Here is a 23,975-nt window from a genome sequence, read left to right as displayed (position 1 = left end):
CATGACCGATCTAAGCAACAAACCAAAGCGGACGCTGTTCACTCGTAAGACGGCCTTCGTTTGGGCGGCATTGAGCGTCGTGCTGGCGCTGCAATGGTCGATGGATCTCGGCACGCTGGGTTTTCCCGACAGCTATACAACGCCCTTCGCAAGAGGGACGAGCACGCTTCTGGGCATTCTGACGGCAGCCTGCATGGCCCAGGGTCTCTACTTTTTCCTGGCCGGCGTGTTCGGCAGAAAGGTAAGCGCCGTCGGTCTTTGCCCGCAAATCCTTGCCGCAGCGGTTCTCACGGTGGTGCCGGCGCTTATCGTGAAGGATTGTCCGCATTCGCAGCTGTGCAGCAGAGCCTATGAGGCGCTCACCGGCACGATGATGGACGATGGGGCGGGTGGTTAAGGCCACCGCATGCGTTCGGCACGAGGTTGTCACCCATTTCTTAGGTACAAACTGTTACCCATGTCTCCGGGCCGTACATTTGGATTTTGGTGAGCGCGATGGGATTCGAACCCATGACCTACTGATTAAAAGTCAGTTGCTCTACCGGCTGAGCTACGCGCTCCCGCGGGCTCAGAAAGGCCGCCCTCGAAATTGCGCGGAACATAGGGAGAGTGCCTCTGCCGGTCAACCGGAAAAAGACGGCTCGCACACCGGGCTTTCCAGCAGTGTCATCATGCCTTGCGGAGCGCTTCGGCGTTGACGGAACTGCCTCCCTCTCGCACAAGGCCGAAGCTCGCCCTCTATGGCGACAAAGGCAAGCAGCAAATCGGGAGAACCTTTGCGGATCAGCAACTTGGGATTTTTGGCGGAACAATTTGCGCAGCCTGCCCGTTTCCCGCGATAAGGGACATGCGTTTCAAGGAGAAGACCATGAATAGGATCATGTCGGGCCTGCTCGCGACCACTCTTTCGATCTCATTCGCTGCCGCGGAGATCGTGCCAGTCAACGCTCAGCCCAGCTATGCGCCCCCGGCCCAGGGGATCACCTCGAATGTCCGGACCGTCCAGTACGAGCCGTGGCGGAGGCACCGGAGTTTCAACCGCGATTTCTCGCGTCGCGATTTCTCCCGGCGCAATTTTGCGCGTGACGATGGCATGTATTGGCGTGGCCATCGCGGCTATCGCGAATATCGTCGCGGCTATCGCCGTCACGGTGACTACTGGTTCCCGCTGGCCGCCTTCGCCACCGGAGCGCTGATTACGGGCGCCATCGTCAACAGCCAGAATCGTGTCTATCGTGGCGATGCCCACGTGCAGTGGTGCTACGACCGTTATCGGAGCTATCGCGCTTCTGACAACACTTACCAGCCCAACTACGGTCCGCGCCGGCAGTGCCGGTCGCCTTACTGAGTCCTAAAGCGCGTCGCGTTCGATCGGCCTCATGCGACGCGCTATCGCAAAACCGCTGTTTGCGCGACATGCATTAGATTAGAGGCTGCAGGCCCGCGCCCGAAACGGCGCGAGTGTTTCATTAGTGCGTATCCGGTGGCATCCCTGCCTATTGAGTACTGAGCGTCCTGCGTACAGCGTGGCGCCAACCTGCCAGCTTGGCGGCACGTGTCGAAGCATCCATGTCCGGCTTGAACCGGCGCTCGAGCGCCCAACTCCTGGCGAATTCCGCGGCCTTCGGCCAGACACCCGCCTTCGAGCCGGCCAGCCAAGCCGCACCAAGCGCCGTCGTCTCGAGAATTGTCGGCCGGTCGACCGGCGCATCGAGAATGTCGGCCAGCCGCTGCATGGTCCAGTCCGACGCCACCATGCCGCCATCGACCCTGAGCACGGTCTTGGCCGAGGCGCCCTTCCAGTCCTTTCGCATGGCGTCAAGCAGGTCGCGGGTCTGGAAGGCAACGGATTCCAGTGCCGCGCGGGCAAATTCCGCCGGCCCCGAATTGCGGGTCAGCCCGAAGATGGCGCCGCGCGCCTCGGCATCCCAGTGCGGTGCGCCGAGCCCGACGAAAGCCGGCACCAGATAGACGTTCTGCGTTGGATCGGCTTCCGCCGCCAATTTGCCGCTCTGCTCGGCCTTGCCGATCACCTTGATGCCGTCGCGCAGCCATTGTACGGCGGCGCCGGCGATAAAGATCGAGCCCTCCAGTGCATAGGTGGTCTTGCCGTTCAGCCTATAGGCGATGGTGGTCAAAAGCCGGTTCTTCGAACGCACCAGATCGCTGCCGGTGTTGAGCAGCGCGAAGCAACCGGTGCCGTAGGTGGATTTCATCATGCCCGGATCGAAACAGGCCTGGCCGATCGCCGCCGCATGCTGGTCGCCGGCCACACCGAGGATTCTGATCTCTGCACCAAACAGGCTTTTGTCTGTGATTCCAAAATCATCGGCACAATCTTTCACCTGCGGCAGCATTCTTGCAGGTATGCCAAGAATGGCCAGCAGCTCGTCGTCCCAGGCATTTTGTTCGATGTTGTAGACCAGTGTGCGCGAGGCATTGGTGGCGTCAGTGGCGTGGACCTTGCCGCCAGTCAGGCGCCAAATCAGAAAACTGTCGATGGTGCCGGCCAGCAGTTCGCCCTTCTCGGCGCGTTTTCTGGCGCCCTTCACCTTGTCCAGCATCCAGGCGATCTTGGTGCCGGAGAAATAGGGATCGAGTAGCAGGCCGGTCTTTTTTGTGAATTTCTTCTCCAGCCCCAGCTTCTTCAGTTTCTGGCATAGCGGCGCGGTGCGGCGGTCCTGCCAGACAATCGCGTTGTGGATCGGCTTGCCGGTCTCTTTGTCCCAGATGACGACGGTTTCGCGCTGGTTGGCAATGCCGATCGCGGCGACTTCGGCTGCGTTGCGGCCAGCTGTCTTCAGCGCGGCCTTCACCGTTTCCACGACGCTTGCCCATATCTCCTCGGGATCGTGCTCGACCCAGCCGGAGGCCGGATAATATTGAGTGAATTCCTTTTGCCCGCTGCCGACGACCTTCATCTTGTCGGCGAACAGGATCGCCCGGCTCGATGTCGTCCCCTGGTCGATTGCAAGGATGTATCCGGTCATTCTCTCTCCCGTCGAAGCGAATTCAAAGGTGCTACGGTGTCTCGACGCCAGACGGCGCGGAGCCGTTCACGCAAACAGGGGAGACGGCAACATGCCGCCTCCCCTGAGCATGGCGATGCGGGCGCGGACGCCCGCATCAAACGGTCCTATTGCTGCCAGCTCTTCACCAGCTCGTCGTAGTTGATGGTGACCGGCTTTTCCTTCTCGTTCTCGATCTTGAGCTGAGGAGCGAGATTGCCCTTCTTGACCGCGTCGGCGTTCCAGTAGGCGAGGTCATGCTCTTCGGCCATCTTCGGGCCAATATCGCCCTGGACGCCCGACTTCTCGATGCGGCTCATCACCTTTTCCTGCTCGGCGCAGAGCGAGTCCATCGCTTCCTGCGGGCTCTTGGCGCCCGACGAAGCATCGCCGATCGCCTGCCACCAGAGCTGTGCCAGCTTCGGATAGTCCGGCACGTTGGTGCCGGTCGGCGACCACTGGACGCGCGCCGGCGAGCGGTAGAACTCGATCAAGCCGCCGAGCTTTGGCGCACGTTCGGTGAAGCTCTTGTCGTGGATCGTGCTCTCGCGGATGAAGGTCAGGCCGACATGGCTCTTCTTCACGTCGACCGTCTTCGAGGTGACGAACTGCGCGTAGAGCCAGGCGGCCTTGGCGCGGTCGGTCGGCGTCGACTTCATCAGCGTCCAGGAACCGACGTCCTGATAGCCGAGCTTCATGCCGTCCTTCCAGTAGACGCCATGCGGCGACGGCGCCATGCGCCACTTCGGCGTGCCGTCGTCGTTCAGCACGGCCTTGGCGCTGGCGTCGACCATGCTGGCGGTGAAGGCGGTGTACCAGAAGATCTGCTGGGCAACCGCGCCCTGCGCCGGAACTGGCCCCGATTCGGAGAAGGTCATGCCTTGGGCTTCCGCCGGTGCATAGGCCTTCAGCCAATCGAGATACTTCTGGATGGAGTAGACGGAAGCCGGACCATTGGTGTCGCCGCCGCGCGCCGTGCAGGAACCGACCGGACGCGAATTCTCGTCGACCTTGATGCCCCATTCGTCGACGGGCAGACCGTTCGGAATGCCCTTGTCGCCATTGCCGGCCATCGACAGCCAGGCGTCGGTGAACCGCCAGCCGAGCGACGGGTCCTTCTTGCCATAGTCCATATGGCCGTAGACCTTCTTGCCGTCGATCTCACGCCCGGTGAAGAACGCTGCAATGTCCTCATAGGCCGACCAATTCACCGGCACGCCGAGGTCGTAGCCGTATTTGGCCTTGAAGTCCGCCTTGTTCTTCTCGTCGTTGAACCAGTCGTAACGGAACCAGTAGAGGTTCGCGAACTGCTGGTCAGGAAGCTGGTAGAGTTTCTTGTCGGGCGCGGTGGTGAACGAGGTGCCGATGAAATCCTTCAGGTCGAGATTCGGGTTGGTGACATCCTTGCCGTCGCCTGCCATCCAGTCGGTCAGGTTGCGCACCTGCTGGTAGCGCCAGTGCGTGCCGATCAGATCGGAATCGTTGACCCAGCCGTCATAGAGGTTCTGGCCGGTCTGCATCTGGGTCTGGATCTTCTCGACAACGTCGCCTTCCTGGGTGACGTCGTGCGTAACCTTGATGCCGGTGATGGCTGTAAAGGCCGGCGCCAGCACCTGCGATTCATACTGATGCGTGGCGATGGTTTCGGAAACCACCTTGATATCCATGCCGGCGAAAGGTTTCGCGGCATCGATGAACCATTGCATTTCGGCTTCCTGGCCGGCGCGGTCGAGCGTCGACAGGTCGCCGATTTCCTTGTCCAGGAAGGCCTTGGCCTCGTCCATTCCGGCATAGGCGTTGCTTGCCCCGAGCAACAGGACAAGCGCAGTTGTTGATGTCAAGAATTGCCGTCGCATGTATTTCCTCCACTGTTAAGTTCAAAGTGCGATCTGGATCGGCGGCCGGCACGCCGCCGTTCCAACAGTTTCCCCCTCTATACGTAGCGGAACACGCCGACGGCGTAGACCACGGAGAGAGCGAGAGCCCACCACAGATTGGGTCCGACTAGACCCAGCCAAGCGAGATGGATAAAGGCACTGCCAAGCAGCGACAGGAACAAGCGGTCGCCGCGCGTCGTTTCGAAGCGCAGCACGCCGACGCGCGGATTGCCGCCCGGCGAGACGTATTCCCACACCGCCATGCCGCAAAGCAGCAGAAAGATGGTTCCAAAGAAGGCCGCGGTCGGCCACGTCCAGGCCATCCACGAAAAATCGAGGTTGGACGAGAGGTTAAATCCCCACAGGCGGATATTGGCCGGATCGCTGAAGCCTACCGTTATTGCCACGAAATCGATTTGAAGGGCCACCCAGGCCACGACGACCAGGGCGAGAAACAGCACGGCCCACCACCATGGGCTTCTGTCGACCTGCTCCATCATACCCTCCCCAGGGCAAAGCCCTTGGCGATGTAGTTGCGCACAAACCAGATGACGAGCGCGCCGGGAATCAGCGTCAGCACGCCGGCTGCGGCGAGCAGCCCCCAATCCATGCCGGCGGCCGAAACGGTGCGGGTCATGGTCGCGGCGATCGGCTTGGCGTCCGTGGTCGTCAGCGTGCGGGCGATCAGCAGCTCGACCCACGAGAACATGAAGCAGAAGAAGCACGCCACGCCGATGCCGCTCGCAATCAGCGGCATGAAGATCTTGATGAAGAAGCGCGGGAACGAATAGCCGTCGATATAGGCGGTCTCATCGATCTCCTTCGGCACCCCCGACATGAAGCCTTCGAGGATCCACACCGCCAGCGGCACGTTGAACAGGCAATGCGCCAGAGCCACGGCGATATGGGTGTCGATAAGGCCGAAGGCCGAATAAAGCTGGAAGAATGGCAGCGCGAACACCGCCGGCGGCGCCATGCGGTTGGTCAGCAGCCAGAAGAACAGATGCTTGTCGCCGAGGAAGCGATAGCGCGAAAAAGCATAGGCAGCAGGCAGTGCTGCGGCCACCGAAATCACCATGTTCATAACCACATAGGTGATCGAGTTGATGTAGCCCGAATACCACGACGCGTCGGTGAAAATGGTGCGGTAATTCGCCAATGTCGGCGCGTGCGGGTAGAGCGTCAGCGACGAGACGATCTCGCCATTGGTCTTGAAGCTCATATTGATGAGCCAGTAGATCGGCAAAAGCAGGACGATGATGTAGAGCGTCGGCACGATCCACCACCAGCGCGACTCCTCGCCGCGACGGCGCATCAGCCGTGCGATCTCGTCCTGCCGCAGTGTGCTGACGAGCCCTTCCGAAGCTGTCGTCTCGCTCACTCTGTCGGCTCTCTCTTCGGTGCGGCTCATTTCAGCGCTCCGCGTCGTAATTGGTCATCACGGTGTAGAATACCCATGACAACAACAGGACGATGAGGAAGTAGACCAGCGACATCGCCGCCGCCGGGCCGAGATCGAACTGGCCAAGCGCCGTCTTGACGAGGTCGATGGACAGGAACGTCGTCGAGTTGCCGGGTCCGCCGCCGGTCACCACGAACGGCTCGGTATAGATCATGAAGCTGTCCATGAAGCGCAACAGCACTGCAATCAGCAGCACCCGGTTCATCTTCGGCAACTGGATATAGCGGAACACCGCCCAGCGCGAGGCACCGTCGATCTTGGCAGCCTGGTAGAAGGCATCCGGGATCGAGACCAGGCCGGCATAGCAGAGCAGCACCACAAGGCTGGTCCAATGCCAGACGTCCATAATGATGACGGTGACCCAGGCGTCGTAGGGATCTTGCACATAGTTGTAGTCGATGCCGAGCGCATTGACGTAGTAGCCGAACAGGCCGATGTCGTTGCGCCCGAACACCTGCCAGATGGTGCCGACGACGTTCCACGGGATCAGCAGCGGCAACGCCATCAAAACAAGGCAAACAGGCACGCCCCAACCCTTCTTCGGCATATTGAGTGCAATGAAGATGCCGAGCGGCACTTCGATCGCCAGGATGATGAAGGAGAAGACAAGGTTGCGGATCATCGCTTGCCAGAAGCGGCTGGAGGAAAGCAGTTCCTCGAACCACTCGGTGCCGGCCCAGAAGAAGACGTTGTTGCCGAAAGTGTCCTGCACCGAATAATTGACAACCGTCATCAGCGGTATGACCGCCGAGAACGCCACCAGCAGCAGCACCGGCAGCACCAGGAACCAGGCTCTGTTGTTCCAGGTCTTTTCCACTTCAGGCTCCCATCTCGACGCGCCAGGAATCGGCATAGATGTTGATGCCGGCCGGGTCGAACCGCACCTTCGGATCGGCCGGAACTATCTCGTCCTCGCCGATGACGGCGGCGATCTCGCGCCCTTCGAGATTGGCACGGACCACCTTATGGCGGCCGACGTCCTCGATCTTGCTGACCCGGACGGCCATGCCCTGGCTGCCCAGGCGCACATATTCGGGACGGATGCCGAGCTCGATGGCGCCGCCGCCCGCCTTGGGCACGCCCGGCAGTTCGATCTGCTGCGAGCCCAGCTTCGCGGTCTTGCCGTCGATCGCCACCGGCATGACATTCATGCCGGGCGAGCCGATGAAATAGCCGACAAAGGTGTGGCGCGGGCGCTCGAACAGCTCCGCCGGTGTGCCGATCTGCACGATTTCGCCGTCATACATGACGACCACCCTGTCGGCGAAGGTCAACGCCTCGGTCTGGTCGTGCGTGACATAGACCATGGTGTAGCCGAAGCGGCGGTGAAGCTGCTTCAACTGCGAGCGCAGCACCCATTTCATATGCGGGTCGATGACGGTCAAAGGCTCGTCGAACAGGATGGCATTGACGTCGGAGCGCACCAGCCCGCGTCCGAGCGAGATTTTCTGCTTCTGATCGGCGGTCAGTCCGCGCGCCTTTCGTTTGGCCATATCGGCCAGCCCGGTCATCTCCAGCGTCTCGCGCACCTTGCGGTCGACGTCGGCCTCCGGCACGCCGCGATTGCGCAGCGGGAACGCCAGATTGTCGTAGACGGTCATCGTGTCGTAGATCACCGGGAACTGGAAGACCTGGGCAATGTTGCGCTCTTGGGTCGACAGATTGGTCACGTCCCTGCCGTTGAACAGCAACTGGCCGTGCGAGGGATGCAGCAATCCCGAAATGATGTTGAGCAGCGTAGTCTTGCCGCAGCCGGACGGGCCTAGCATCGCATAGGCGCCGCCATCCTCGAACGTGTGGTGCACTTCCTTCAGCGCGAAATCGGCATCCGTGCGGGGGTTCTGCAGATAAGAGTGGCGGATATGATTGACATCGATGCGCGCCATCGCTTCCTCCTAAGCCGCCAGCTTCGGCGCGGCCACGGCGCGGCCGTGCTCGTCGAAGACCATGATGTGGCGCGGGTCGATGAACACCTCGACCTCCTCGTCCGGCTCGAAGTCGCGAATGCCGTGGGTCAGCATGACCCAGCGCGCATCGGCAAAATCGAGATGGATGAAGCTTTCCGATCCCGTGATCTCGGTGATCGTCACCTTTGCGCGCACCGGCACCGCGGCGGCGTCGGGCCGATTGAGGGAAAGATGATGAGGCTGGAAGCCGATCGTATAGATCGCATCGGCAATGCCGAAGAGTTCGGCCGGCACCGGCAATTTCACGCCGCCCTCGAGCAGGAAATCCAGGCCCTTCTTGGCAAGCACGATGGTGTTGAGCGGCGGATCGGCGAAGGTTCTCGCCGTCACCAGATCGACCGGCTTGCGGAACACTTCGATGGTCGGCCCGAACTGGGTGATGCTGCCTTCGGAAAGCGTCGCCGTGTTGCCGCCGAGCAGCAAGGCCTCGTGCGGCTCGGTCGTGGCATAAACGAAGATTGTGCCGGCGGCCGCGAATATCTTCGGCAGTTCCGCGCGTAATTCTTCGCGCAGCTTGTAGTCTAGGTTGGCGAGCGGCTCGTCGAGCAGCACGAGGCTGGCATTCTTGACGATGGCGCGGGCCAGCGCGGTGCGCTGCTGCTGGCCGCCCGACAGACTGAGAGGCGTGCGATCGAGATAGGGCGTGAGTTTGAGAAGGGCGGCGGCATTGCGCACCTCCCTGTCGATCGTTGCCTGATCCGTGCCGGCCACCCGCAGCGGTGAGGCGATGTTTTCGTAGACCGTCATCGCCGGATAGTTGATGAATTGCTGGTAGACCATGGCGACGTTGCGCTTTTGCACAGGCGTGCCGGTGACATCCTTGCCATCGAACCAGACCGAGCCGGAGGTCGGCACGTCGAGGCCCGCCATCAGCCGCATCAGGCTGGTCTTGCCGGAGAGCGTCGGCCCGAGCAGGACGTTGAGCGAGCCGTGCTGAAGCGTCAGCGAGACGTCGCGGATATGTTCCGCCGCACCCACCGTCTTCGTCACGTTTCTCAGTTCAAGCATGATGCCTCCTCCCAGGCTTTCTGCATTAGTCGGCCGTCCCTATTCGGCAGCCGCTACGTGCTGCCGGCTTATTCCGCGCATGAACTCGTCGAGCACTGCCGCCTGCTCACGGCTGAGACGCAGGCCGCGCTTGGTCCGGCGCCACAATACATCCTCGGCGGTCATCGCCCATTCGTTTTCGACGAGGTAGCGCACCTCGGCTTCGTAGAGATCGGCGCCGAAGTTGCGGCCAAAATCGACGTTCGACTTGGCGAGGCCCAGCAGCTTCCTTGCGCGGGTGCCGTAGAGCCGAGTCAACCTGCGGGCCAGCCGCGCGTCGAGGAACGGGTACGCCGTTTTCAGTTTCGCCACCTCGGCATCGAAGCCGGTGACGGGAAAGTCACCGCCGGGCAGCGGCGCGTTTGCCGTCCATGGTTTGCCGCGCTTGCCGAGAAAACCCTCGATCTTCTCGAGCATCGATTCCGACAATCGGCGGTAGGTCGTGATCTTGCCGCCAAAGGCGTTGACGATCGGGGCGGCACCCTCGCCTCCATCGGCCTTCAGCACATAGTCGCGGGTGGCTTCCTGCGCCTTTGAGGCGCCATCGTCGTAGAGCGGGCGCACCGCGGAATAGGTCCAGACGATATCCGACGGATTGACCGGCTGCGCGAAATATTCGCTTGCCGCAGCGCAGAGATAGTCGATCTCGGCATCACTGATCCTGACGTCGTGCGGATCGCCGGGATAGTCCCGGTCGGTGGTGCCGATGAGCGTGAACTCGTCTTCGTATGGGATGGCGAAAATGATGCGCCCGTCCTTGTTCTGAAAGAAATAGGCGCGTGGGTCGTCGAATTTCTTGCCAACGACGATGTGGCTGCCTTGCACGAGGCGGACATTGTGCACGTCGTTCAAGCCGACGGTGGCTGAAAGCACCTGATCGACCCACGGGCCGGCGGCATTGACCAGCAGCCGCGCCTTGACCTCCTCGGTATCGCCGGTCCGCACGTTTTCAAGCCTGACCGTCCAGAGATTGCCTTCGCGGCGTGCGCTGACGACCCTTGTTCGGGTTCGAACGGTTGCACCGCGCTCGGCAGCGTCACGGGCGTTCAACACAACCAGCCGGGCATCGTTGACCCAACCGTCGGAATATTCGAACGCCTTTCGAAAAAGCGGCTTCAGCGGCTTGCCGGCCGGATCCTTGGCCATGTCCAGCGTTTTCGTCGGCGGCAGCAATTTGCGCCCGCCAATATGGTCGTAGAGAAAAAGCCCGAGCCGGATCAGCCAGGCCGGACGCAGCCCCTTGGCGTATGGCAGCACGAAGCGCATCGGCCAGATGATATGCGGCGCGTTCCTCCACAGGATCTCGCGTTCCATCAGCGCTTCGCGCACCAGGCGGAATTCGTAGAATTCGAGATAGCGCAAGCCGCCATGGATCAGTTTGGTCGAGCCGGAAGAGGTTCCGCTGGCCAGATCGTTCATCTCGGCAAGGAAGACCGAAAAGCCACGCCCAACGGCATCGCGGGCAATGCCGCAGCCATTGATGCCGCCACCGATGACGAAAATGTCATGGATCGGTGATGCGCCCAAAGAAGTCCTCCCTCGATTTCGCATTGCAGCATTTTTGAGTTTTGCGAAACCGTGGCGGGATTATTTCGAAATGATAACGAATGTCAAACGAAATATGATCGGCGGCAGATGCCGCAGCGGCATCTCTAGGAGAGCGACGTTTCGATCAGCTGAACCTCTGCCTCCTGGCAGATCTTGCGCACCGACGGGATGTCGCAACGATCGGTGATGAAGGTGTTGACCTGCGACAGATGGCCGATGCGGACGGGCGCGGTGCGCTCGAATTTGGTCTGGTCCGACACCAGGATCACATGCCGCGCGTTGGCGATGATCGCCTGAGCCACCTTCACCTCGCGAAAATCGAAGTCGAGCAGTGCGCCGTCATGGTCGATGGCCGAGGCGCCGATCACCGCAAAATCGACCTTGAACTGCCTGATGAAATCGACCGCTGCCTCGCCGACCACGCCGCCGTCGGAACCGCGCACGACACCGCCGGCGATCACCACCTCGATCGAAGGATATATGCGCATTCTGTTGGCAACATTGATGTTATTGGTGATGACCATCAGGCCAATATGATCGAGCAGCGACTTGCTGACCGCTTCCGTCGTGGTCCCGATATTGATGAACAGAGAGGCGTTGTCAGGGATCAGCCGGGCTGCCGCGCGGCCGATCGCCTCCTTCTCCTCGGCGGCGATCTTACGCCGGGCCTCATATTCCATGTTCTCGATGCCGGACGGGAACAATGCCCCGCCATGGATGCGGGACAAAAGCCGCTGGTCGCAGAGATCGTTGAGATCCTTGCGGATCGTCTGCGGCGTCACGTTGAAATGCGTCGCCAACTCCTCGACCAGTACGCGGCCATGATCTTTGGCCATCTGGATGATTTCGGAATGACGCGGCGACAGATACATCTAGCAACCTCTCATTTTCGTTTTTCTCGTCTATAGCTGAAAACGAAAGCCATGAACAGGTATGAGCCGGCTAATGAAAATCGGGCGACTGCAGAGAGAAAAGCTCCGGCGCAATCTCGACGAGGCTATCAACTCAGGCCCCGGGCGATCTCAGTGATGACCTCGAAAGCAGTATCGACGTCCGCCGCAGTCGTTTCGAACTGCCCGACCTGAAAGCGGATCGCCACCTGCCCGTCCACCCGAGTCTGCGTCAGGTAGATGCGGCCGTCATCGTTGATCGCGCTGACCAACCGCAAATTGTGCTCGTCAGAGTCGATGCCCGCAGCCGTAAGATGCCGGAACGAGAGCAGCGACAGCATCGGCTCCGTTACGATCTCGAAATCCGGTTCCCGAGCCAGCCGCGCGGCAAGGCTCTCGCTCCAGGCGACATGATTGCGGATCATGGTTCGCAGATTTTCCAAGCCATGTGCACGCAGCAGGAACCAAAGTTTCAGCGCGCGGAACCTCCGTCCGAGCGGCACCGACCATTCGGAATAATTGATGACCCCGTCGCGGCCATGTGTTCTCAGGAATTCGGGCTTGATCGCCAGCGTACGCACGAGGTCTTCCGGCTGGCGAACGAACTGCATCGAGCAATCGAACTGTGCGCCCAGCCATTTGTGCGGATTGAAGACGATCGAATCCGCATGTTCGGCGCCGGCCCAGAAATGCCGGAACTCGGGGCAGATCATGGCGGAGCCGGCCCATGCGGCATCGACATGCAGGTAGAGCCCGTGCCGCTTCGCCACCGCGCCAACAGCCGCGACATCGTCGGTGCCGCCGGTACTGGTGCCGCCGACGCTGGCGATGATGCCGGCCGGCAGCATGCCGTTTTCGCGGTCGGTGACGATCGCCGCTTCCAGAGCCGCCGTCTGCATGGCGCGAAAGCGTCCGGCGACCGGAATGCGCACGAGGTTCGCCTCGCCGATGCCCGACACCCAGATCGCCCGGTCTATGGAAGTATGGACTTGGTCGGAAGAATAGACCCGCACGATCGGCTGGCCTTGCAGGCCGCTCTTGTTGCCTTGCCAGTCGAGCGCGCGCTCGCGCATGGTCAGCACGGCGGCAAGCGTCGCCGATGAAGCCGAATCCTGCATGACGCCGGAAAATCCCTCCGGCAGACCAAGCGCCTGCCGCATCCAGTCGACGACCCGCATCTCGAGCTCGGTTGCTGCCGGCGAGGTCTGCCAGAGCATGCATTGCGCAGCCATCGCGGAAACCAGATACTCGGCCACGACGGAGGCCGGTGCCGCATTGGCCGGAAAATAGGCGAAGAAACGCGGATGCTGCCAGTGCGTCATGCCCGGCAGGATCTTTTGCTCGAAATCGGCAAAGATTGCCTGCATCGTTTCGCCGTCTTCCGGCGGCGCGACATCGATGCTTTTGAAGATTTCGCCCGGCTCGACAAGCGGCCGCACCGGTCTTTCGCGAAGGCTGTTTCTGTAGTCGGCGCCCCATTCAGCCGCTCGCAGCGACCATTCGCGGAATTCGTTGCTATTCATCTTCGCCTCCGTAGCGCCTCATCGAGCCGCGATCAAAGAGCACGAAAAACGAAGGTTTTCATTCGGGAAAATCAGGCAAGCTCGCAAAGGCGGTCTTCAGCGCGTTCGACCAGCTATCCGAGATCGTGCGATAATATTGATCGTCATGGTTTATTCGCTTTTTGAGGCCGACCTTGAAAGTGTCCTTTTCATAGAACAGCAGGTCGAGCGGCAGGCCGACCGACAGGTTCGACTTCAGCGTCGAATCGAACGACACCAGCAACAGCTTTACCGTCTCGGCGAAACTCATCGTCTTTTCGTAGGCCCGGATGATGATCGGCTTGCCGTATTTGGTCTCACCGATCTGGAAGAACGGCGTATCGTCGGTCGATTCGATGAAATTGCCTTCCGGATAGATCATGAACAGGCGCGGCGCGCTGCCCTTGATCTGACCGCCGAGGATAAAGGAGGCGTTGAAATAGGAATCCGCCTTTTCGCCGGCCGGCGACGAACTGGCGATGACCTCCTTGACGGTGTCTCCGACCAACCGGACTGTCTGGTACATGGAGGGCGTTTCGAGCAGCGTGGCATGGCGCTCCGCCACTGCCTTGGTGCGTTCGTCGAGCAGGCTGACTACGGCCTGGGTTGTCGCCAGATTGCCGGCCGACATCAAAACGATGACGCGCTCGCCCGGCTCCTCCCAGACATGCATCTTCCTGAAGGTCGAGATCGAATCCATGCCGGCATTGGTGCGCGTGTCCGACATGAACACGAGCCCGCGATCGATCTTCAGGCCGACGCAATAGGTCATCGAATCTCTTTGGCAACAATCTTGCCGGGATTACTGCTCCACGGTGACGGTGACCGCAAGCTGTTCTTCCGCCTGTCCCAGCCGAATTCCCGATACCGGCGTGGCGTCGCGATAATCGCGGCCGATCGCCACCTTTACATAGCGCTCGTCGGGAGAAATGCCGTTGGCGACATCGAAGGAGACCCAGCCCAGGCCCGAGACATGCGCCTCGGCCCAAGCGTGGCTTGCCGCCTGCTCGATCGCTGAATCCATCATCAGATAGCCGCTGACGTAGCGCGCCGGGAAATCCATGGCGCGAGCCGCGGCAACGAAGATATGGCTGTGGTCCTGGCAAACGCCGGTCTTGAGCGCAAGGGCCTCTTCGGCCGGCGTCGTCGCGTTGGTGGTGCCGGGTGTATAAGCGACACGCTCGCCGATCACGGCCATTAGCCGGTGCAGCCTTTCGATGTCGGTGCCCTTGCCCACCGAGGCAGCAAGCTCACGAATGCCGCTGCCGATCGTCGTCAGCGGCGTTTCATGGCCGAACAGCCAGAGCGGCGCGAAACCCTGATGCGGTCCGCAGACACCGGCGGTATCGCGCGTCACCACTTCGCCGGCTGCTTCGACTGTGATGAAGTCGCGCTCGCCCTCGACGCTCAACAGCCGGGTATCATTGCCGAAATGGTCGGTGAACCGCACTTCCTCGCGCGCGCCTTCGATCTTCAGCGCCCAGGACAGCACCGTCTGGGTGCGCCCGTTCACCGGGAGCAGCCGCAAACGCTGCAACAGATAATGCACCGGCGCATCGTAGCGGTATTCGGTCCGGTGGGTGATCTTCAGCCGCATCGCTCTCGTCCCTGGAGCATGAGCCTTACCGAAAACCGGTCTTCGTTTTTTGGGATCATGCTCAATAGAACCTGTAATCCTGCGCGATCTCATCGCCGAGCCTGGTGTTGTCGCGGATGAAATTGGCCAGGAATTCGTGCAGGCCGGCGTCGAAAATATCCTTGATCGAGCCGGCCGTCAGCATGGAATGGGTCTTGGCGGCCGTCGCATGACAGGCGTGGCGCTCACCATAGTCGTCACCCAGGAATTTGAGATGCTCCGTCAGGAAGCGGTAGCAAAAGGTCAGCGAGCGCGGCATGCGGACATTGAGGATCAGATAGTCGGCGATGTTGCTCGGCTTGTAGTCGGCGTCATAGACCCAGCGGTAGGAGCGGTGCGCCGACACCGAGCGCAGGATCGATTCCCACTGGTAGTTGTCGAGCGTCGAGCCGACCCAGGAGATCGACGGCAACAGAACATAGTACTTCACGTCCAGGATGCGCGCGGTGTTGTCGGCGCGTTCGACATAGGTGCCGAGCTGCGAGAAATCGAAGATCTCGTTGCGCAGCATGGTGCCGTAGAACGAGCCGCGGATCAGCGCCGTCTCGCGCTTGATTGCGTCGAGCGCGCTGGGCAGGTCGCGCTCGTCGATCGGCTTGGCCAACATCCGTTTCAGCGACATCCAGGCTTCGTTGATGCTTTCCCAGGTTTCACGCGTCAATGCTGTGCGCACCATGCGGGCATTGTTACGGGCCGTTTCGATAGACGACATCGTGCTCGACGGGTTCGACGTATCGCGCAGCAGGTAGTCGGCGACATTGGCGGCGGTGTAGTCCGAATATTTCTGCGTGAAGCTGGCGTCCGAGCCGGCGCTGAGCAGCACCGAATTCCACTCCTCCGAAGCATTCTGCGTGCGAGTGAGCGCCATGCGCAGGCCGGCATCCACCAACCGCGCCATGTTCTCCGCCCGCTCGATATAGCGGTTCATCCAATAGAGCCCGTTGGCGGTGCGGCCGAGAAGCATGTCAACGTGCCTCGATGCTGAGTGAGTAGCGAATAGCGAATAGCGAATAGGGGAAAATCGGCTTCATGATTTCTGTTGCAGACTCCTGATCATCGAACGCAGCATTCTCCCGATCTCATCGGCCTGGCCAAGCAAACGCAATACGTCCTGCTCAACCATCAGCGCTACCCTTCCAGACAAGATTAGGTGCGTTTCCAACTCTTTGAGAGAACCTTGCGCTATGCGAAGATATTGAACGAACGATCCCGTGTTTTCTCGCCCGTGCCCTTCGGCGACATTTGCCGCAATCGATACAGATGATCGCCGTATCTGAGACGTCATCCCGTAAACTTCGCTGCTCGGAAAGGCTTTCGTTGCCGAATAGCAATCTACAGCCAATTCAACGGCCGCCTTCCAAACAATCAAGTCCCTGTAAGAGTTAATAGTCGTGTTGGTGCCCTCTTCCCTATTCGCTACCCACTATTCGCTATTCGCTACTCACTATTCGCTATTCGCTCTAATCATCCAACACCCAAGTATCCTTCGTGCCGCCGCCTTGCGAGGAATTGACGACCAGCGAGCCTTCCTTGAGCGCTACTCGCGTCAGTCCACCGGGCACGATCTGGATACGGTCGGACACCAGCACATAGGGGCGCAGATCGACATGGCGCGGCGCCAGCCCCTTGTCCGTCAGGATCGGACAGGTCGACAGCGCCAGCGTCGGCTGGGCAATGTAGTTCGACGGTTTTGCCGCGAGCTTTTTGGAAAAATCCTCGCATTCCTTCTTGGTCGCCGCAGGTCCTACCAGCATGCCGTAACCGCCGGACCCGTGGACCTCCTTGATCACCAGTTCGTCGATGTGCTCCAGCACATATTTCAGGCTGTCCGGTTCCGAGCAGCGCCAGGTCGGGATGTTGCCGAGCATCGCCTTGCGGCCGGTGTAGAATTCGACGATTTCGGGCATGTAGGAATAGATCGCCTTGTCGTCGGCAATGCCGGTTCCGGGCGCATTGGCGATCGTGATATTGCCGGCGCGGTAGACGTCCATAATGCCCGGCACGCCAAGGGCTGAGTCCGGGCGGAAGGTCAGCGGATCGAGGAACGAGTCGTCGACGCGCCGGTAGAGCACGTCGATCTGCTTGTAGCCCTCGGTCGTGCGCATCGCGACATGGCCATCGACGACGCGCAGATCCTGCCCTTCGACGAGTTGCACCCCCATCTGGTCGGCAAGGAAAGCATGTTCGAAATAGGCCGAGTTGAAGCTGCCCGGCGTCAGCACGGCAATGGTCGGCGCGCCCTTGGTGCTTTGCGGCCGCACTGCGGCCAGCGACTGGCGCAAGAGCTGCGGATAATTCTCCACCGGCCGCACCTTGATCTGCTGGAACAACTCGGGAAAGAGCTGCATCATCGTCTCGCGGTTCTCCAGCATGTAGGAGACGCCGGACGGCGTGCGCGCATTGTCCTCCAGCACGTAGAACTCGTTCTCGCTGATGCGTACGATGTCGACGCCGATGATATGGGTATAGACGCCGGCCGGCGGCCGCACCCCGATCATTTCGGGCAGGAACGCCTCGTTCTTGGCGATCAACTCCTTCGGCACGCGGCCGGCACGCAAGATTTCCTGACGATGGTAGATGTCGTCGAGAAAGGCGTTCAGCGCCTGGACGCGCTGCTCGATGCCTTGCGTCAGCCGTCGCCATTCGTTGCCGGAAATGATGCGCGGAACGATGTCGAAGGGTATCAGCCGCTCCGATGCTTCCTGCTCGCCGTAAACGGCGAATGTGATGCCGGTCTTGCGAAAGACGCGTTCGGCGTCCTGCATCTTCTCGTTAAGCCTGGCCGGGTCCTGTTCCTTCAGCCAGCGATCGTAAGCCGAATACGGTTTTCTCAGCCCGGAAACTTCCGGAAGCATTTCATCGAACGCTGCCAATCGCATACTCCCCTGTGGCGCCATTTCACTGGCCTCGCTGGAGAAAATCAAGCGCAATCGGTGATTTGGTGGGCGCCGGCGATCAGTATATCGCTCTTGCCTAAAATTAAGGCAGTGCCGATCGGGCCGTAGTCAGGCTTTGCTTCGTGTCCGGGCAGATGCCGGATGCGGATCAAAACGCGCGAAAGGTGACGACCGTGAACGTGTCTTTGATGCCGGGAAGAATCTGCACTTTCTCGTTGACGAAGTGGCCGATGTCTTCCTCGTCGTCGACATAGAATTTGGCGAGCAGGTCGTAGTTTCCGGCTGTCGAGTAGATTTCGGAAGCGATCTCGGCATCGGCCAGGGCGCTGGCAACGTCATAGGCCTTGCCCAGATCGCACTTTATCTGCACGAAAAATGCTTTCATCGCCTGGTCCTGCCCAACATCGCACGCTCTAGGTAAAATCGAGCGGCCCTTGTGGCAGACTGCCGCCCGGCTTTCAAGCATCGGCCATCGCTCAGGCTGTTCTAGCCTCGACAATGCTTTCTCGGTCTGGACACAGCTCGCGGCGCCGAATGTTTGCGCTCGGCTGAAACCCTCGAGCACTGCAAAGCGTATAGTATCATGTACCTCGGACAGCGATTTCTCAGGGACAACGGAGACAGGCCATGCGCCGCGCGTTTTTCGCATTCGCAGTCGTTCCATTCATTTTCGCATCCCAGGCCTTTGCTGGCGACGCCGAAGTCAAGGCGGCGCAAACGGTCATCGATGGTCAATTGAAGGCCTTCATCGCCAACGACGGAGCGACGGCCTACAGCTTTGCCGCACCAAATGTGAAACGCATCTTTCCAACTGTCGATACCTTCATGAACATGGTGACCAACGGCTACCCGCCGGTGCGCCAACCGCAGACCTACTCCTTCGGCAAGGTTCGCGAGACGAGCCCGACCTCGATCATCCAGCAGGTGCTGATCGTCGGCCCGGATGGCAAGGACTATGAGGCGGTCTACACGCTCGAACTACAGCCTGACGGCAGCTTTCGGATCACCGGCTGCAGCCTGCGCGCGTCCACGTCGCTCAGCACCTGAGGGTGCTTGAGGAGGGCAAAGTTGTCTCAATCCTGTCGCCGGTAGAGCGTCCAGCTCAGGCCTGAAAACCCCCAGTGTCTCGACGCGTCGGCCCGTTCATACGCCAAAGCGCATGCGGCCGTCGGTTCAACATGTTCGGCTTGCTTGTCCACATCCCCCTCGAGGATCAGCCAAGCCGGCCGGTCGGCGCACATCCTGTTTTCCGGAACCAGCCAAGCCCGACGATCCGTCCGCGCCGCAAAATAATCGACGACCATGGCGGTGCGGAAATCACTGTTGCTCGCATAGGCGGCAGCGCCGTTCCTGGTCATTTCATCGACCATAGCAGCGTACGAGCCGCGTCCGTACTGATAGAATTGGAGCAGCGACGAAATGCTTCCACTCACCACGATCGCCAGTGCTCCCACCGCAAATAGCCTGGCAGTCCCGCGAGCAGCCAAGCCGCGACCGATCATCTCGCCGGCCCAGAGCAGCAGCAATGTTCCGCTGATGATGAAATAGCGCGGAAACTCGAGATTGGGCAGATGTGTCGCCGCCATGAGCAAAGGCAGTCCGATAATCCCGATGACATAGAGGCTGGCCCGGCGATCGCACCAGACACCAGCGGAGAGGCCAACAAGACCGCAGGCGGCAACGATATACGGCCAGTCGCCGAACCAGGGGGGCAGCCCGAACAGAGAGCGGATCATTCCGCCATAGCCCTGCGCGAAGGCGGCAATCGAGAACGGCGAAACACCACCGACACTGAAGCCGAACAGCCTGCCGCCGATAAACACGCAGGCAGCCAGCGGCAGCACGGCAAGCAAGGCCGGCAGGAAGATCGACGCCAGATCCGCAACGACACGGCTGACCCTCGCCGTACGCTGCCAGGCGAGCCACGCGGTCCAGATTGCGAGGACTGCCACCATTCCGATCATGGTGAGATGGCATAGGAACCCGAAAGGGATCGCCGCTGCCAAGGCCGTGCCAGACAACCGTTTGTTGTCGAGCCGGCGCTCCAGAAAAACCACCGAAAGCAGCGTAAAGAGCACAAGGCCGGCATAGCCACGCGCCTCCGAGCCGTAGTGCACCATCGGATAGCTCACGGCAAACAACAGGCTTGTGGCAATCATCGCCCGTCGTCCGTGCGGTGCGGCGGTCGCTGCCGCCGCAACTGTCGTGGCAACACCTAGTGCTATCGACAGGCCTCGCTGGATCAAAGGCGAAGCGTCGGGGCCGATGAGATAGAGATAGACCGAGTTGAGGAAATGATTGTTGTCGTGATTGACGCGCCAGAATATCTGGTCGATCGAGGTCAGCGGCTCAATCAGCGCAAAGCTCCAGATCTCGTCCAGCCAAAGGTCGCCGCGCGCGCCAAGCAAGCGCAAAACCAAGCCGGTCACGGCGATGACCAGAACGGCAAGCAACGACCCCGCCGTCCATTGCTGGACCGCCACGGAGGGCGAAGGCGAAGGCTCGGCGCTGCCATTCGTCCGCACCGTCGTGCCAGGAACTGAAACTTGCCCCGAAACGAACAGGTTCTTGATCCTCGCCCGATGTCGTCCGGCAATGCTTATTAGGCAGACGTTTCAAAACAGTTCATGGCAGGTGCGACTCCTCCCTGGAGCCGGATTCCTGGCGAGCACGCCTACCGGACGGGGAGGTCACCGTTTGCCCATTGCTGCGTGATGATCTCAGCTTGTCCGGCGAACCTGCCAGCCCCGATCGCTTCGCGAACGTCGCGCATCAGCTGCTGGTAGTAGGACAGATTGTTCCAGGTCAGGAGCATCGCCCCGAGCGCCTCTTGCGAGCGCACCAGGTGGTGCAGATAGGCGCGCGAATAGTCGCGTGCGGCCGGGCAGTCGCTTTCCTCATCGAGCGGGCGCGGATCGTCGGCATGGCGGGCGTTGCGCAGATTGACCTTGCCGCGCCGTGTATAGGCAAGGCCATGCCGCCCTGCCCGCGTCGGCATCACGCAGTCGAACATGTCGATGCCGCGCGCCACCGACTTCAAGATGTCGTCCGGCGTACCGACACCCATCAGGTACCGCGGCCGATCAGCCGGCAACTCCGGGCAAGTGATGTCGAGCATCTCCAGCATCACCGCTTGCGGCTCGCCGACGGCCAACCCGCCGACCGCGTAGCCCTTCAGCTCCATCGCCTTCAGCGCCTGCGCCGAGCGCAGCCGCAGGTCCGGTATATCGCCGCCTTGCACAATGCCGAACATCGCCTTGCCGGGCTGCTCGCCGAACGCCGTCTTGCAGCGCTCGGCCCAGCGCAACGACAACTCCATGGCACGCTCGATCTCTTTTTCCTTGGCCGGCAGCGCCGTGCACTCGTCGAGTTGCATCTGGATGTCTGAATCGAGCAGCCCCTGGATCTCGATGGAACGCTCCGGCGACATCTCGTAGGCGCCGCCGTCGATATGCGAACGAAAGGTCACGCCGTTCTCGGTCAGTTTCCTCAGCTTCGACAGCGACATCACCTGGAAGCCGCCGCTGTCGGTGAGGATCGGATAGGGCCAGCGGGCGAATTCATGCAGGCCGCCGAGCCGAGCCACGCGCTCGGCGCCGGGTCTCAGCATCAGGTGGTAGGTATTGCCAAGGATGATGTCCGAGCCGACACCGCGCACCTGATCCATATACATGGCTTTCACCGTGCCGCCGGTGCCGACCGGCATGAAAGCGGGCGTGCGGATTTCCCCGCGCGGCATGGTGATTGAGCCGCGCCGGGCTCTGCCTTCGGTCGCCAGCACCTTGAAGGCGAATGCGTTAGTCATTGAATTCCCTAGCCATCGAACTCCTTGTCGAACACCGGCGCGTCCGGAGCCTGTCGGTCGAGCGACTGCCGGTAGCGGATGCAGCCGCGCATGAATTTCGGCCAGGGCGGCACGGCAATCGCCGGCTCGGTCTTTTCGGGTAAAAGCGACCAGAGGTCGGGGTGATGCCAGCACAGATCATGGCCGGTGGCGTCGCGGTGTTGGCGGATGCCGGCGCGCAGTTTCCTGACCTCGGCGAGCAAGGCTTCGCGGCCGAAAGTTTCCAGGTCATCGTCCATCGTTATCCTCCCTGAACAGAAGACTTGCGTCTCCATAGGAATAGAACCTGTAGCGGTTCTCAATGGCATGCGCATAGGCCGCGTGCATCGTCTGCAAACCGCAGAAGGCCGAAACCAGCATGAACAGCGTCGAACGCGGCAGATGGAAATTGGTCATCAGCATGTCGGCGGTCTTGAAGCGATAGCCGGGCGTGATGAAGATGTCGGTCGGGCCTGACCATGCGGCCAGCCTGCCGTCCTTGCCAGCCGCGCTCTCCAACAAACGCAGCGATGTCGTGCCGACAGCGATAATGCGCCCTCCTTTTGCTCTCGCCGCATTCAGCGCCTCGGCGGTTTCCGGGCTGACCGAACCGGTTTCGGCGTGCATCTTGTGGTCGGCGGTGTCGTCCGCCTTCACCGGCAAAAACGTGCCGGCGCCGACATGCAGCGTGACGAAACGGCGCTCGATGCCATTGGCGTCGAGCGCGGCAAACAGCTCCGGCGTGAAATGCAGCCCCGCCGTCGGCGCGGCCACGGCGCCCTCCTCCCTGGCATAGATGGTCTGGTAATCGCTGCGGTCGCGCTCGTCGTCGTCACGCTTGGAGGCGATGTAGGGCGGCAGCGGGATGTGGCCGACGGCGTGCAGAGCCTCATCGAGGAACGGACCCGACAGGTCGAAGCCGAGCAGCACCTCGCCACCTTCACCCTTCTCGATCACGGTCGCGTCGAGCTGGCCGAGAAAGCAGGAATTGGCATCATGACCGAAATGGATGCGATCGCCGGCGGCGACGCGCTTGCCCGGCCGCATGAAGGCGAGCCACCGGTCGGGCGCCGTCCGCATGTGCAGCGTGGCTTCGACCTGCGCCGCTGCCTCGCCGCGCCGCCTGATGCCTTTCAGCTGCGCAGGAATGACCTTGGTGTCGTTGAAAACCAGCACATCACCAGCCTTGAGCAGGGACGGCAGGTCGCGCACGGTCATGTCCTCGAGCCCCGCGCCCGGCCTGACCACCAGCATTCTGGCACTGTCGCGCGGCTCGGCTGGGCGAAGCGCGATGCGCTCCTCCGGCAGATCGAAGTCAAAAAGGTCGACGCGCAAGAAATCCCCGCCTCAAGGTTCCGGGCAGGTCACCGCCCAGGCGCCGACACCGTCTATGCTCAATGTGCCGCCCATCGCGAAACTGGACTGCTCGCTGGCCTTGACCAGCCGCAATCTGGCGACGATCGAGCTGAGGCCCTCATCAGTGAGATCGATCAGCATACGCTCGTCGTCCTCGAATGCCTGTCCGACGATGACTTTCGTTGAACCCGGCTGGCCGTCCGTGGTCCATGTCTTGCCGCCGGCATCCAGCCACACGCGCGCCACTGCAATGACGGCTGTGTGTCCCATCAACACGTCGATCGATGCCGCGCCGCCGTCGGCGCTGCAAACGATCGATTCCGTCGCCACCGCCGGAGTGGCCGCCGCGACGAGCACAAATGCGATGGCCGCGACAGCCCGGCTGGTCATTTCACGTCGGCCGCGACCTTGAGCGACACGATCTTGTCGGGATCCTGCACCGGTTCGCCGCGCTTGATCTTGTCGACATTGTCCATGCCTTCGATGACCTGGCCCCACACCGTGTACTGGCGGTTGAGGAAGGCGGCATCGTCGAAGCAGATGAAGAACTGCGAATTGGCCGAGTTCGGGTTCTGCGAGCGCGCCATCGAGCAGGTGCCGCGGCCGTGGTTGGCGTTGGAGAACTCGGCCTTCAAGTCGGGCTTGTCGGAACCGCCCGTACCGGCGCGGGTCGGCGCGAAAGACGGCTTATTGGAATTGCCGAATTTCACGTCACCGGTCTGCGCCATGAAGCCGTCGATGACGCGGTGGAAGACTACGCCGTCATAGGCGCCTTCGCGCGCCAGCTCCTTGATGCGGCCGACATGGCCGGGCGCCAGGTCTGGGAACAATTCAATGACGACCTTGCCCTTGGTCGTGTCCATGATAAGCGCGTTCTCGCGGTCCTTGATCTCGGCCATGTCAGAATATCCTTTTGAAACTTG

25 protein-coding genes and 1 tRNA gene are annotated in these 23,975 nt (G+C 61.1%); 3 read left to right on the top strand and 23 right to left on the bottom strand.

The window, feature by feature from the left end:
• The first annotated feature begins 1 nt into the window (after window position 1).
• Entirely contained in the window at window positions 2–397 is a 396-nt protein-coding gene (locus tag NKH01_RS03065; protein WP_023717767.1) for a hypothetical protein, read from the top strand.
• Window positions 398–484: 87 nt separating this feature from the next.
• Here NKH01_RS03065 and NKH01_RS03060 read toward each other — a convergent pair.
• Window positions 485–560 (bottom strand) — tRNA-Lys (locus NKH01_RS03060).
• 308 nt (window positions 561–868) lie between these two features.
• Here NKH01_RS03060 and NKH01_RS03055 point away from each other — a divergent pair.
• Complete coding sequence (locus NKH01_RS03055) at window positions 869–1,348, top strand: BA14K family protein (RefSeq protein WP_353018889.1); 480 nt, start codon at window positions 869–871, stop codon at window positions 1,346–1,348.
• A 148-nt stretch (window positions 1,349–1,496) separates the two neighbouring features.
• Here NKH01_RS03055 and glpK read toward each other — a convergent pair whose 3' ends face one another.
• The 16 genes from glpK to NKH01_RS02975 form a co-directional block, all read right to left on the bottom strand.
• Window positions 1,497–2,990: a glycerol kinase GlpK gene (glpK, locus tag NKH01_RS03050; RefSeq protein ID WP_353018887.1), complete on the bottom strand. Its 1,494-nt coding sequence runs from the start codon at window positions 2,988–2,990 to the stop codon at window positions 1,497–1,499.
• A gap of 146 nt (window positions 2,991–3,136) precedes the next feature.
• On the bottom strand, window positions 3,137–4,864 hold the full coding sequence (locus NKH01_RS03045) for an ABC transporter substrate-binding protein (RefSeq protein ID WP_023717770.1): 1,728 nt from the start codon (window positions 4,862–4,864) through the stop codon (window positions 3,137–3,139).
• A gap of 77 nt (window positions 4,865–4,941) precedes the next feature.
• Entirely contained in the window at window positions 4,942–5,208 is a 267-nt protein-coding gene (locus NKH01_RS03040; protein WP_031193610.1) for a DUF2160 domain-containing protein, read from the bottom strand.
• Window positions 5,209–5,381: 173 nt separating this feature from the next.
• The gene (locus tag NKH01_RS03035; RefSeq protein WP_352642121.1) at window positions 5,382–6,296 is read right to left on the bottom strand and encodes a carbohydrate ABC transporter permease; all 915 of its coding nucleotides are present in this window, start codon (window positions 6,294–6,296) and stop codon (window positions 5,382–5,384) included.
• A gap of 1 nt (window position 6,297) precedes the next feature.
• A complete protein-coding gene (locus tag NKH01_RS03030; RefSeq protein ID WP_352642119.1) occupies window positions 6,298–7,164 on the bottom strand; it encodes a carbohydrate ABC transporter permease in 867 nt (288 codons plus the stop codon).
• Between the two features lies 1 nt (window position 7,165).
• Complete coding sequence (locus tag NKH01_RS03025; RefSeq protein WP_353018886.1) at window positions 7,166–8,233, bottom strand: ABC transporter ATP-binding protein; 1,068 nt, start codon at window positions 8,231–8,233, stop codon at window positions 7,166–7,168.
• 9 nt (window positions 8,234–8,242) lie between these two features.
• Window positions 8,243–9,322, bottom strand: a complete 1,080-nt coding sequence (locus tag NKH01_RS03020) for an ABC transporter ATP-binding protein (protein WP_353018885.1) — start codon at window positions 9,320–9,322, stop codon at window positions 8,243–8,245.
• Between the two features lie 39 nt (window positions 9,323–9,361).
• On the bottom strand, window positions 9,362–10,888 hold the full coding sequence (gene glpD / locus NKH01_RS03015; protein WP_353018882.1) for a glycerol-3-phosphate dehydrogenase: 1,527 nt from the start codon (window positions 10,886–10,888) through the stop codon (window positions 9,362–9,364).
• 125 nt (window positions 10,889–11,013) lie between these two features.
• Window positions 11,014–11,781: a DeoR/GlpR family DNA-binding transcription regulator gene (locus tag NKH01_RS03010; RefSeq protein WP_023717776.1), complete on the bottom strand. Its 768-nt coding sequence runs from the start codon at window positions 11,779–11,781 to the stop codon at window positions 11,014–11,016.
• A gap of 128 nt (window positions 11,782–11,909) precedes the next feature.
• The gene (locus NKH01_RS03005) at window positions 11,910–13,322 is read right to left on the bottom strand and encodes a pyridoxal phosphate-dependent decarboxylase family protein (protein ID WP_352642116.1); all 1,413 of its coding nucleotides are present in this window, start codon (window positions 13,320–13,322) and stop codon (window positions 11,910–11,912) included.
• A 58-nt stretch (window positions 13,323–13,380) separates the two neighbouring features.
• Window positions 13,381–14,112, bottom strand: a complete 732-nt coding sequence (locus tag NKH01_RS03000) for a proteasome-type protease (protein WP_352482263.1) — start codon at window positions 14,110–14,112, stop codon at window positions 13,381–13,383.
• Between the two features lie 30 nt (window positions 14,113–14,142).
• On the bottom strand, window positions 14,143–14,937 hold the full coding sequence (locus NKH01_RS02995) for a transglutaminase family protein (protein WP_352844106.1): 795 nt from the start codon (window positions 14,935–14,937) through the stop codon (window positions 14,143–14,145).
• A 61-nt stretch (window positions 14,938–14,998) separates the two neighbouring features.
• The gene (locus tag NKH01_RS02990; RefSeq protein ID WP_023717779.1) at window positions 14,999–15,940 is read right to left on the bottom strand and encodes an alpha-E domain-containing protein; all 942 of its coding nucleotides are present in this window, start codon (window positions 15,938–15,940) and stop codon (window positions 14,999–15,001) included.
• Window positions 15,941–16,003: 63 nt separating this feature from the next.
• Window positions 16,004–16,363, bottom strand: a complete 360-nt coding sequence (locus tag NKH01_RS02985) for a four helix bundle protein (RefSeq protein WP_352482308.1) — start codon at window positions 16,361–16,363, stop codon at window positions 16,004–16,006.
• A gap of 73 nt (window positions 16,364–16,436) precedes the next feature.
• Complete coding sequence (locus tag NKH01_RS02980) at window positions 16,437–17,849, bottom strand: circularly permuted type 2 ATP-grasp protein (protein ID WP_023717781.1); 1,413 nt, start codon at window positions 17,847–17,849, stop codon at window positions 16,437–16,439.
• Window positions 17,850–18,021: 172 nt separating this feature from the next.
• Entirely contained in the window at window positions 18,022–18,258 is a 237-nt protein-coding gene (locus NKH01_RS02975) for an Lrp/AsnC ligand binding domain-containing protein (RefSeq protein ID WP_023674883.1), read from the bottom strand.
• A 242-nt stretch (window positions 18,259–18,500) separates the two neighbouring features.
• Here NKH01_RS02975 and NKH01_RS02970 point away from each other — a divergent pair, with 242 nt between their 5' ends.
• Entirely contained in the window at window positions 18,501–18,920 is a 420-nt protein-coding gene (locus NKH01_RS02970; RefSeq protein WP_023717782.1) for a DUF4864 domain-containing protein, read from the top strand.
• Between the two features lie 26 nt (window positions 18,921–18,946).
• On the opposite strand, the gene NKH01_RS02965 is transcribed toward NKH01_RS02970, so the two are convergent.
• The 6 genes from NKH01_RS02965 to NKH01_RS02940 all read right to left on the bottom strand — a co-directional run bounded on the left by NKH01_RS02965 (window position 18,947) and on the right by NKH01_RS02940 (window position 23,951).
• On the bottom strand, window positions 18,947–20,326 hold the full coding sequence (locus tag NKH01_RS02965; RefSeq protein ID WP_353018879.1) for a glycosyltransferase family protein: 1,380 nt from the start codon (window positions 20,324–20,326) through the stop codon (window positions 18,947–18,949).
• A gap of 221 nt (window positions 20,327–20,547) precedes the next feature.
• Window positions 20,548–21,678, bottom strand: a complete 1,131-nt coding sequence (tgt, locus tag NKH01_RS02960) for a tRNA guanosine(34) transglycosylase Tgt (protein WP_352482259.1) — start codon at window positions 21,676–21,678, stop codon at window positions 20,548–20,550.
• 8 nt (window positions 21,679–21,686) lie between these two features.
• Window positions 21,687–21,956: a hypothetical protein gene (locus NKH01_RS02955; RefSeq protein ID WP_023717785.1), complete on the bottom strand. Its 270-nt coding sequence runs from the start codon at window positions 21,954–21,956 to the stop codon at window positions 21,687–21,689.
• The gene (gene queA / locus NKH01_RS02950) at window positions 21,946–23,031 is read right to left on the bottom strand and encodes a tRNA preQ1(34) S-adenosylmethionine ribosyltransferase-isomerase QueA (RefSeq protein WP_023717786.1); all 1,086 of its coding nucleotides are present in this window, start codon (window positions 23,029–23,031) and stop codon (window positions 21,946–21,948) included. Before queA ends, NKH01_RS02955 begins: the two co-directional genes overlap by 11 nt.
• A 12-nt stretch (window positions 23,032–23,043) precedes the next feature.
• Entirely contained in the window at window positions 23,044–23,442 is a 399-nt protein-coding gene (locus tag NKH01_RS02945) for a hypothetical protein (RefSeq protein ID WP_023717787.1), read from the bottom strand.
• The gene (locus NKH01_RS02940; protein WP_023717788.1) at window positions 23,439–23,951 is read right to left on the bottom strand and encodes a peptidylprolyl isomerase; all 513 of its coding nucleotides are present in this window, start codon (window positions 23,949–23,951) and stop codon (window positions 23,439–23,441) included. The genes NKH01_RS02945 and NKH01_RS02940 overlap by 4 nt, the downstream gene beginning before the upstream one ends.
• Between the last annotated feature and the right edge of the window lie 24 nt (window positions 23,952–23,975).

The sequence above is a fragment of the Mesorhizobium sp. M1403 genome (assembly GCF_040317695.1).
Lineage (GTDB): Bacteria > Pseudomonadota > Alphaproteobacteria > Rhizobiales > Rhizobiaceae > Mesorhizobium.
Note: the sequence above shows the minus strand (reverse complement) of the source record. Positions and strands in the feature narration are given on the sequence as shown.

Excerpts from the sequence above, each read along its gene's own strand:
- NKH01_RS03000 (WP_352482263.1), bottom strand. The coding sequence starts at position 14,112 with ATGACCTATTGCGTCGGCCTGAAGATCGATCGCGGGCTCGTGTTCATG.
- NKH01_RS02995 (WP_352844106.1), bottom strand. The coding sequence starts at position 14,937 with ATGCGGCTGAAGATCACCCACCGGACCGAATACCGCTACGATGCGCCG.
- NKH01_RS02940 (WP_023717788.1), bottom strand. The coding sequence starts at position 23,951 with ATGGCCGAGATCAAGGACCGCGAGAACGCGCTTATCATGGACACGACC.
- NKH01_RS03040 (WP_031193610.1), bottom strand. The coding sequence starts at position 5,208 with ATGGCCTGGACGTGGCCGACCGCGGCCTTCTTTGGAACCATCTTTCTG.
- NKH01_RS02975 (WP_023674883.1), bottom strand. The coding sequence starts at position 18,258 with ATGAAAGCATTTTTCGTGCAGATAAAGTGCGATCTGGGCAAGGCCTAT.
- NKH01_RS03025 (WP_353018886.1), bottom strand. The coding sequence starts at position 8,233 with ATGGCGCGCATCGATGTCAATCATATCCGCCACTCTTATCTGCAGAAC.
- NKH01_RS02990 (WP_023717779.1), bottom strand. The coding sequence starts at position 15,940 with ATGCTTCTCGGCCGCACCGCCAACGGGCTCTATTGGATGAACCGCTAT.
- NKH01_RS03045 (WP_023717770.1), bottom strand. The coding sequence starts at position 4,864 with ATGCGACGGCAATTCTTGACATCAACAACTGCGCTTGTCCTGTTGCTC.
- NKH01_RS03005 (WP_352642116.1), bottom strand. The coding sequence starts at position 13,322 with ATGAATAGCAACGAATTCCGCGAATGGTCGCTGCGAGCGGCTGAATGG.
- NKH01_RS02945 (WP_023717787.1), bottom strand. The coding sequence starts at position 23,442 with ATGACCAGCCGGGCTGTCGCGGCCATCGCATTTGTGCTCGTCGCGGCG.
- tgt (WP_352482259.1), bottom strand. The coding sequence starts at position 21,678 with ATGACTAACGCATTCGCCTTCAAGGTGCTGGCGACCGAAGGCAGAGCC.
- NKH01_RS02970 (WP_023717782.1), top strand. The coding sequence starts at position 18,501 with ATGCGCCGCGCGTTTTTCGCATTCGCAGTCGTTCCATTCATTTTCGCA.
- NKH01_RS03065 (WP_023717767.1), top strand. The coding sequence starts at position 2 with ATGACCGATCTAAGCAACAAACCAAAGCGGACGCTGTTCACTCGTAAG.
- NKH01_RS03020 (WP_353018885.1), bottom strand. The coding sequence starts at position 9,322 with ATGCTTGAACTGAGAAACGTGACGAAGACGGTGGGTGCGGCGGAACAT.
- NKH01_RS03010 (WP_023717776.1), bottom strand. The coding sequence starts at position 11,781 with ATGTATCTGTCGCCGCGTCATTCCGAAATCATCCAGATGGCCAAAGAT.
- NKH01_RS03055 (WP_353018889.1), top strand. The coding sequence starts at position 869 with ATGAATAGGATCATGTCGGGCCTGCTCGCGACCACTCTTTCGATCTCA.
- NKH01_RS03035 (WP_352642121.1), bottom strand. The coding sequence starts at position 6,296 with ATGAGCCGCACCGAAGAGAGAGCCGACAGAGTGAGCGAGACGACAGCT.
- glpK (WP_353018887.1), bottom strand. The coding sequence starts at position 2,990 with ATGACCGGATACATCCTTGCAATCGACCAGGGGACGACATCGAGCCGG.
- NKH01_RS02955 (WP_023717785.1), bottom strand. The coding sequence starts at position 21,956 with ATGGACGATGACCTGGAAACTTTCGGCCGCGAAGCCTTGCTCGCCGAG.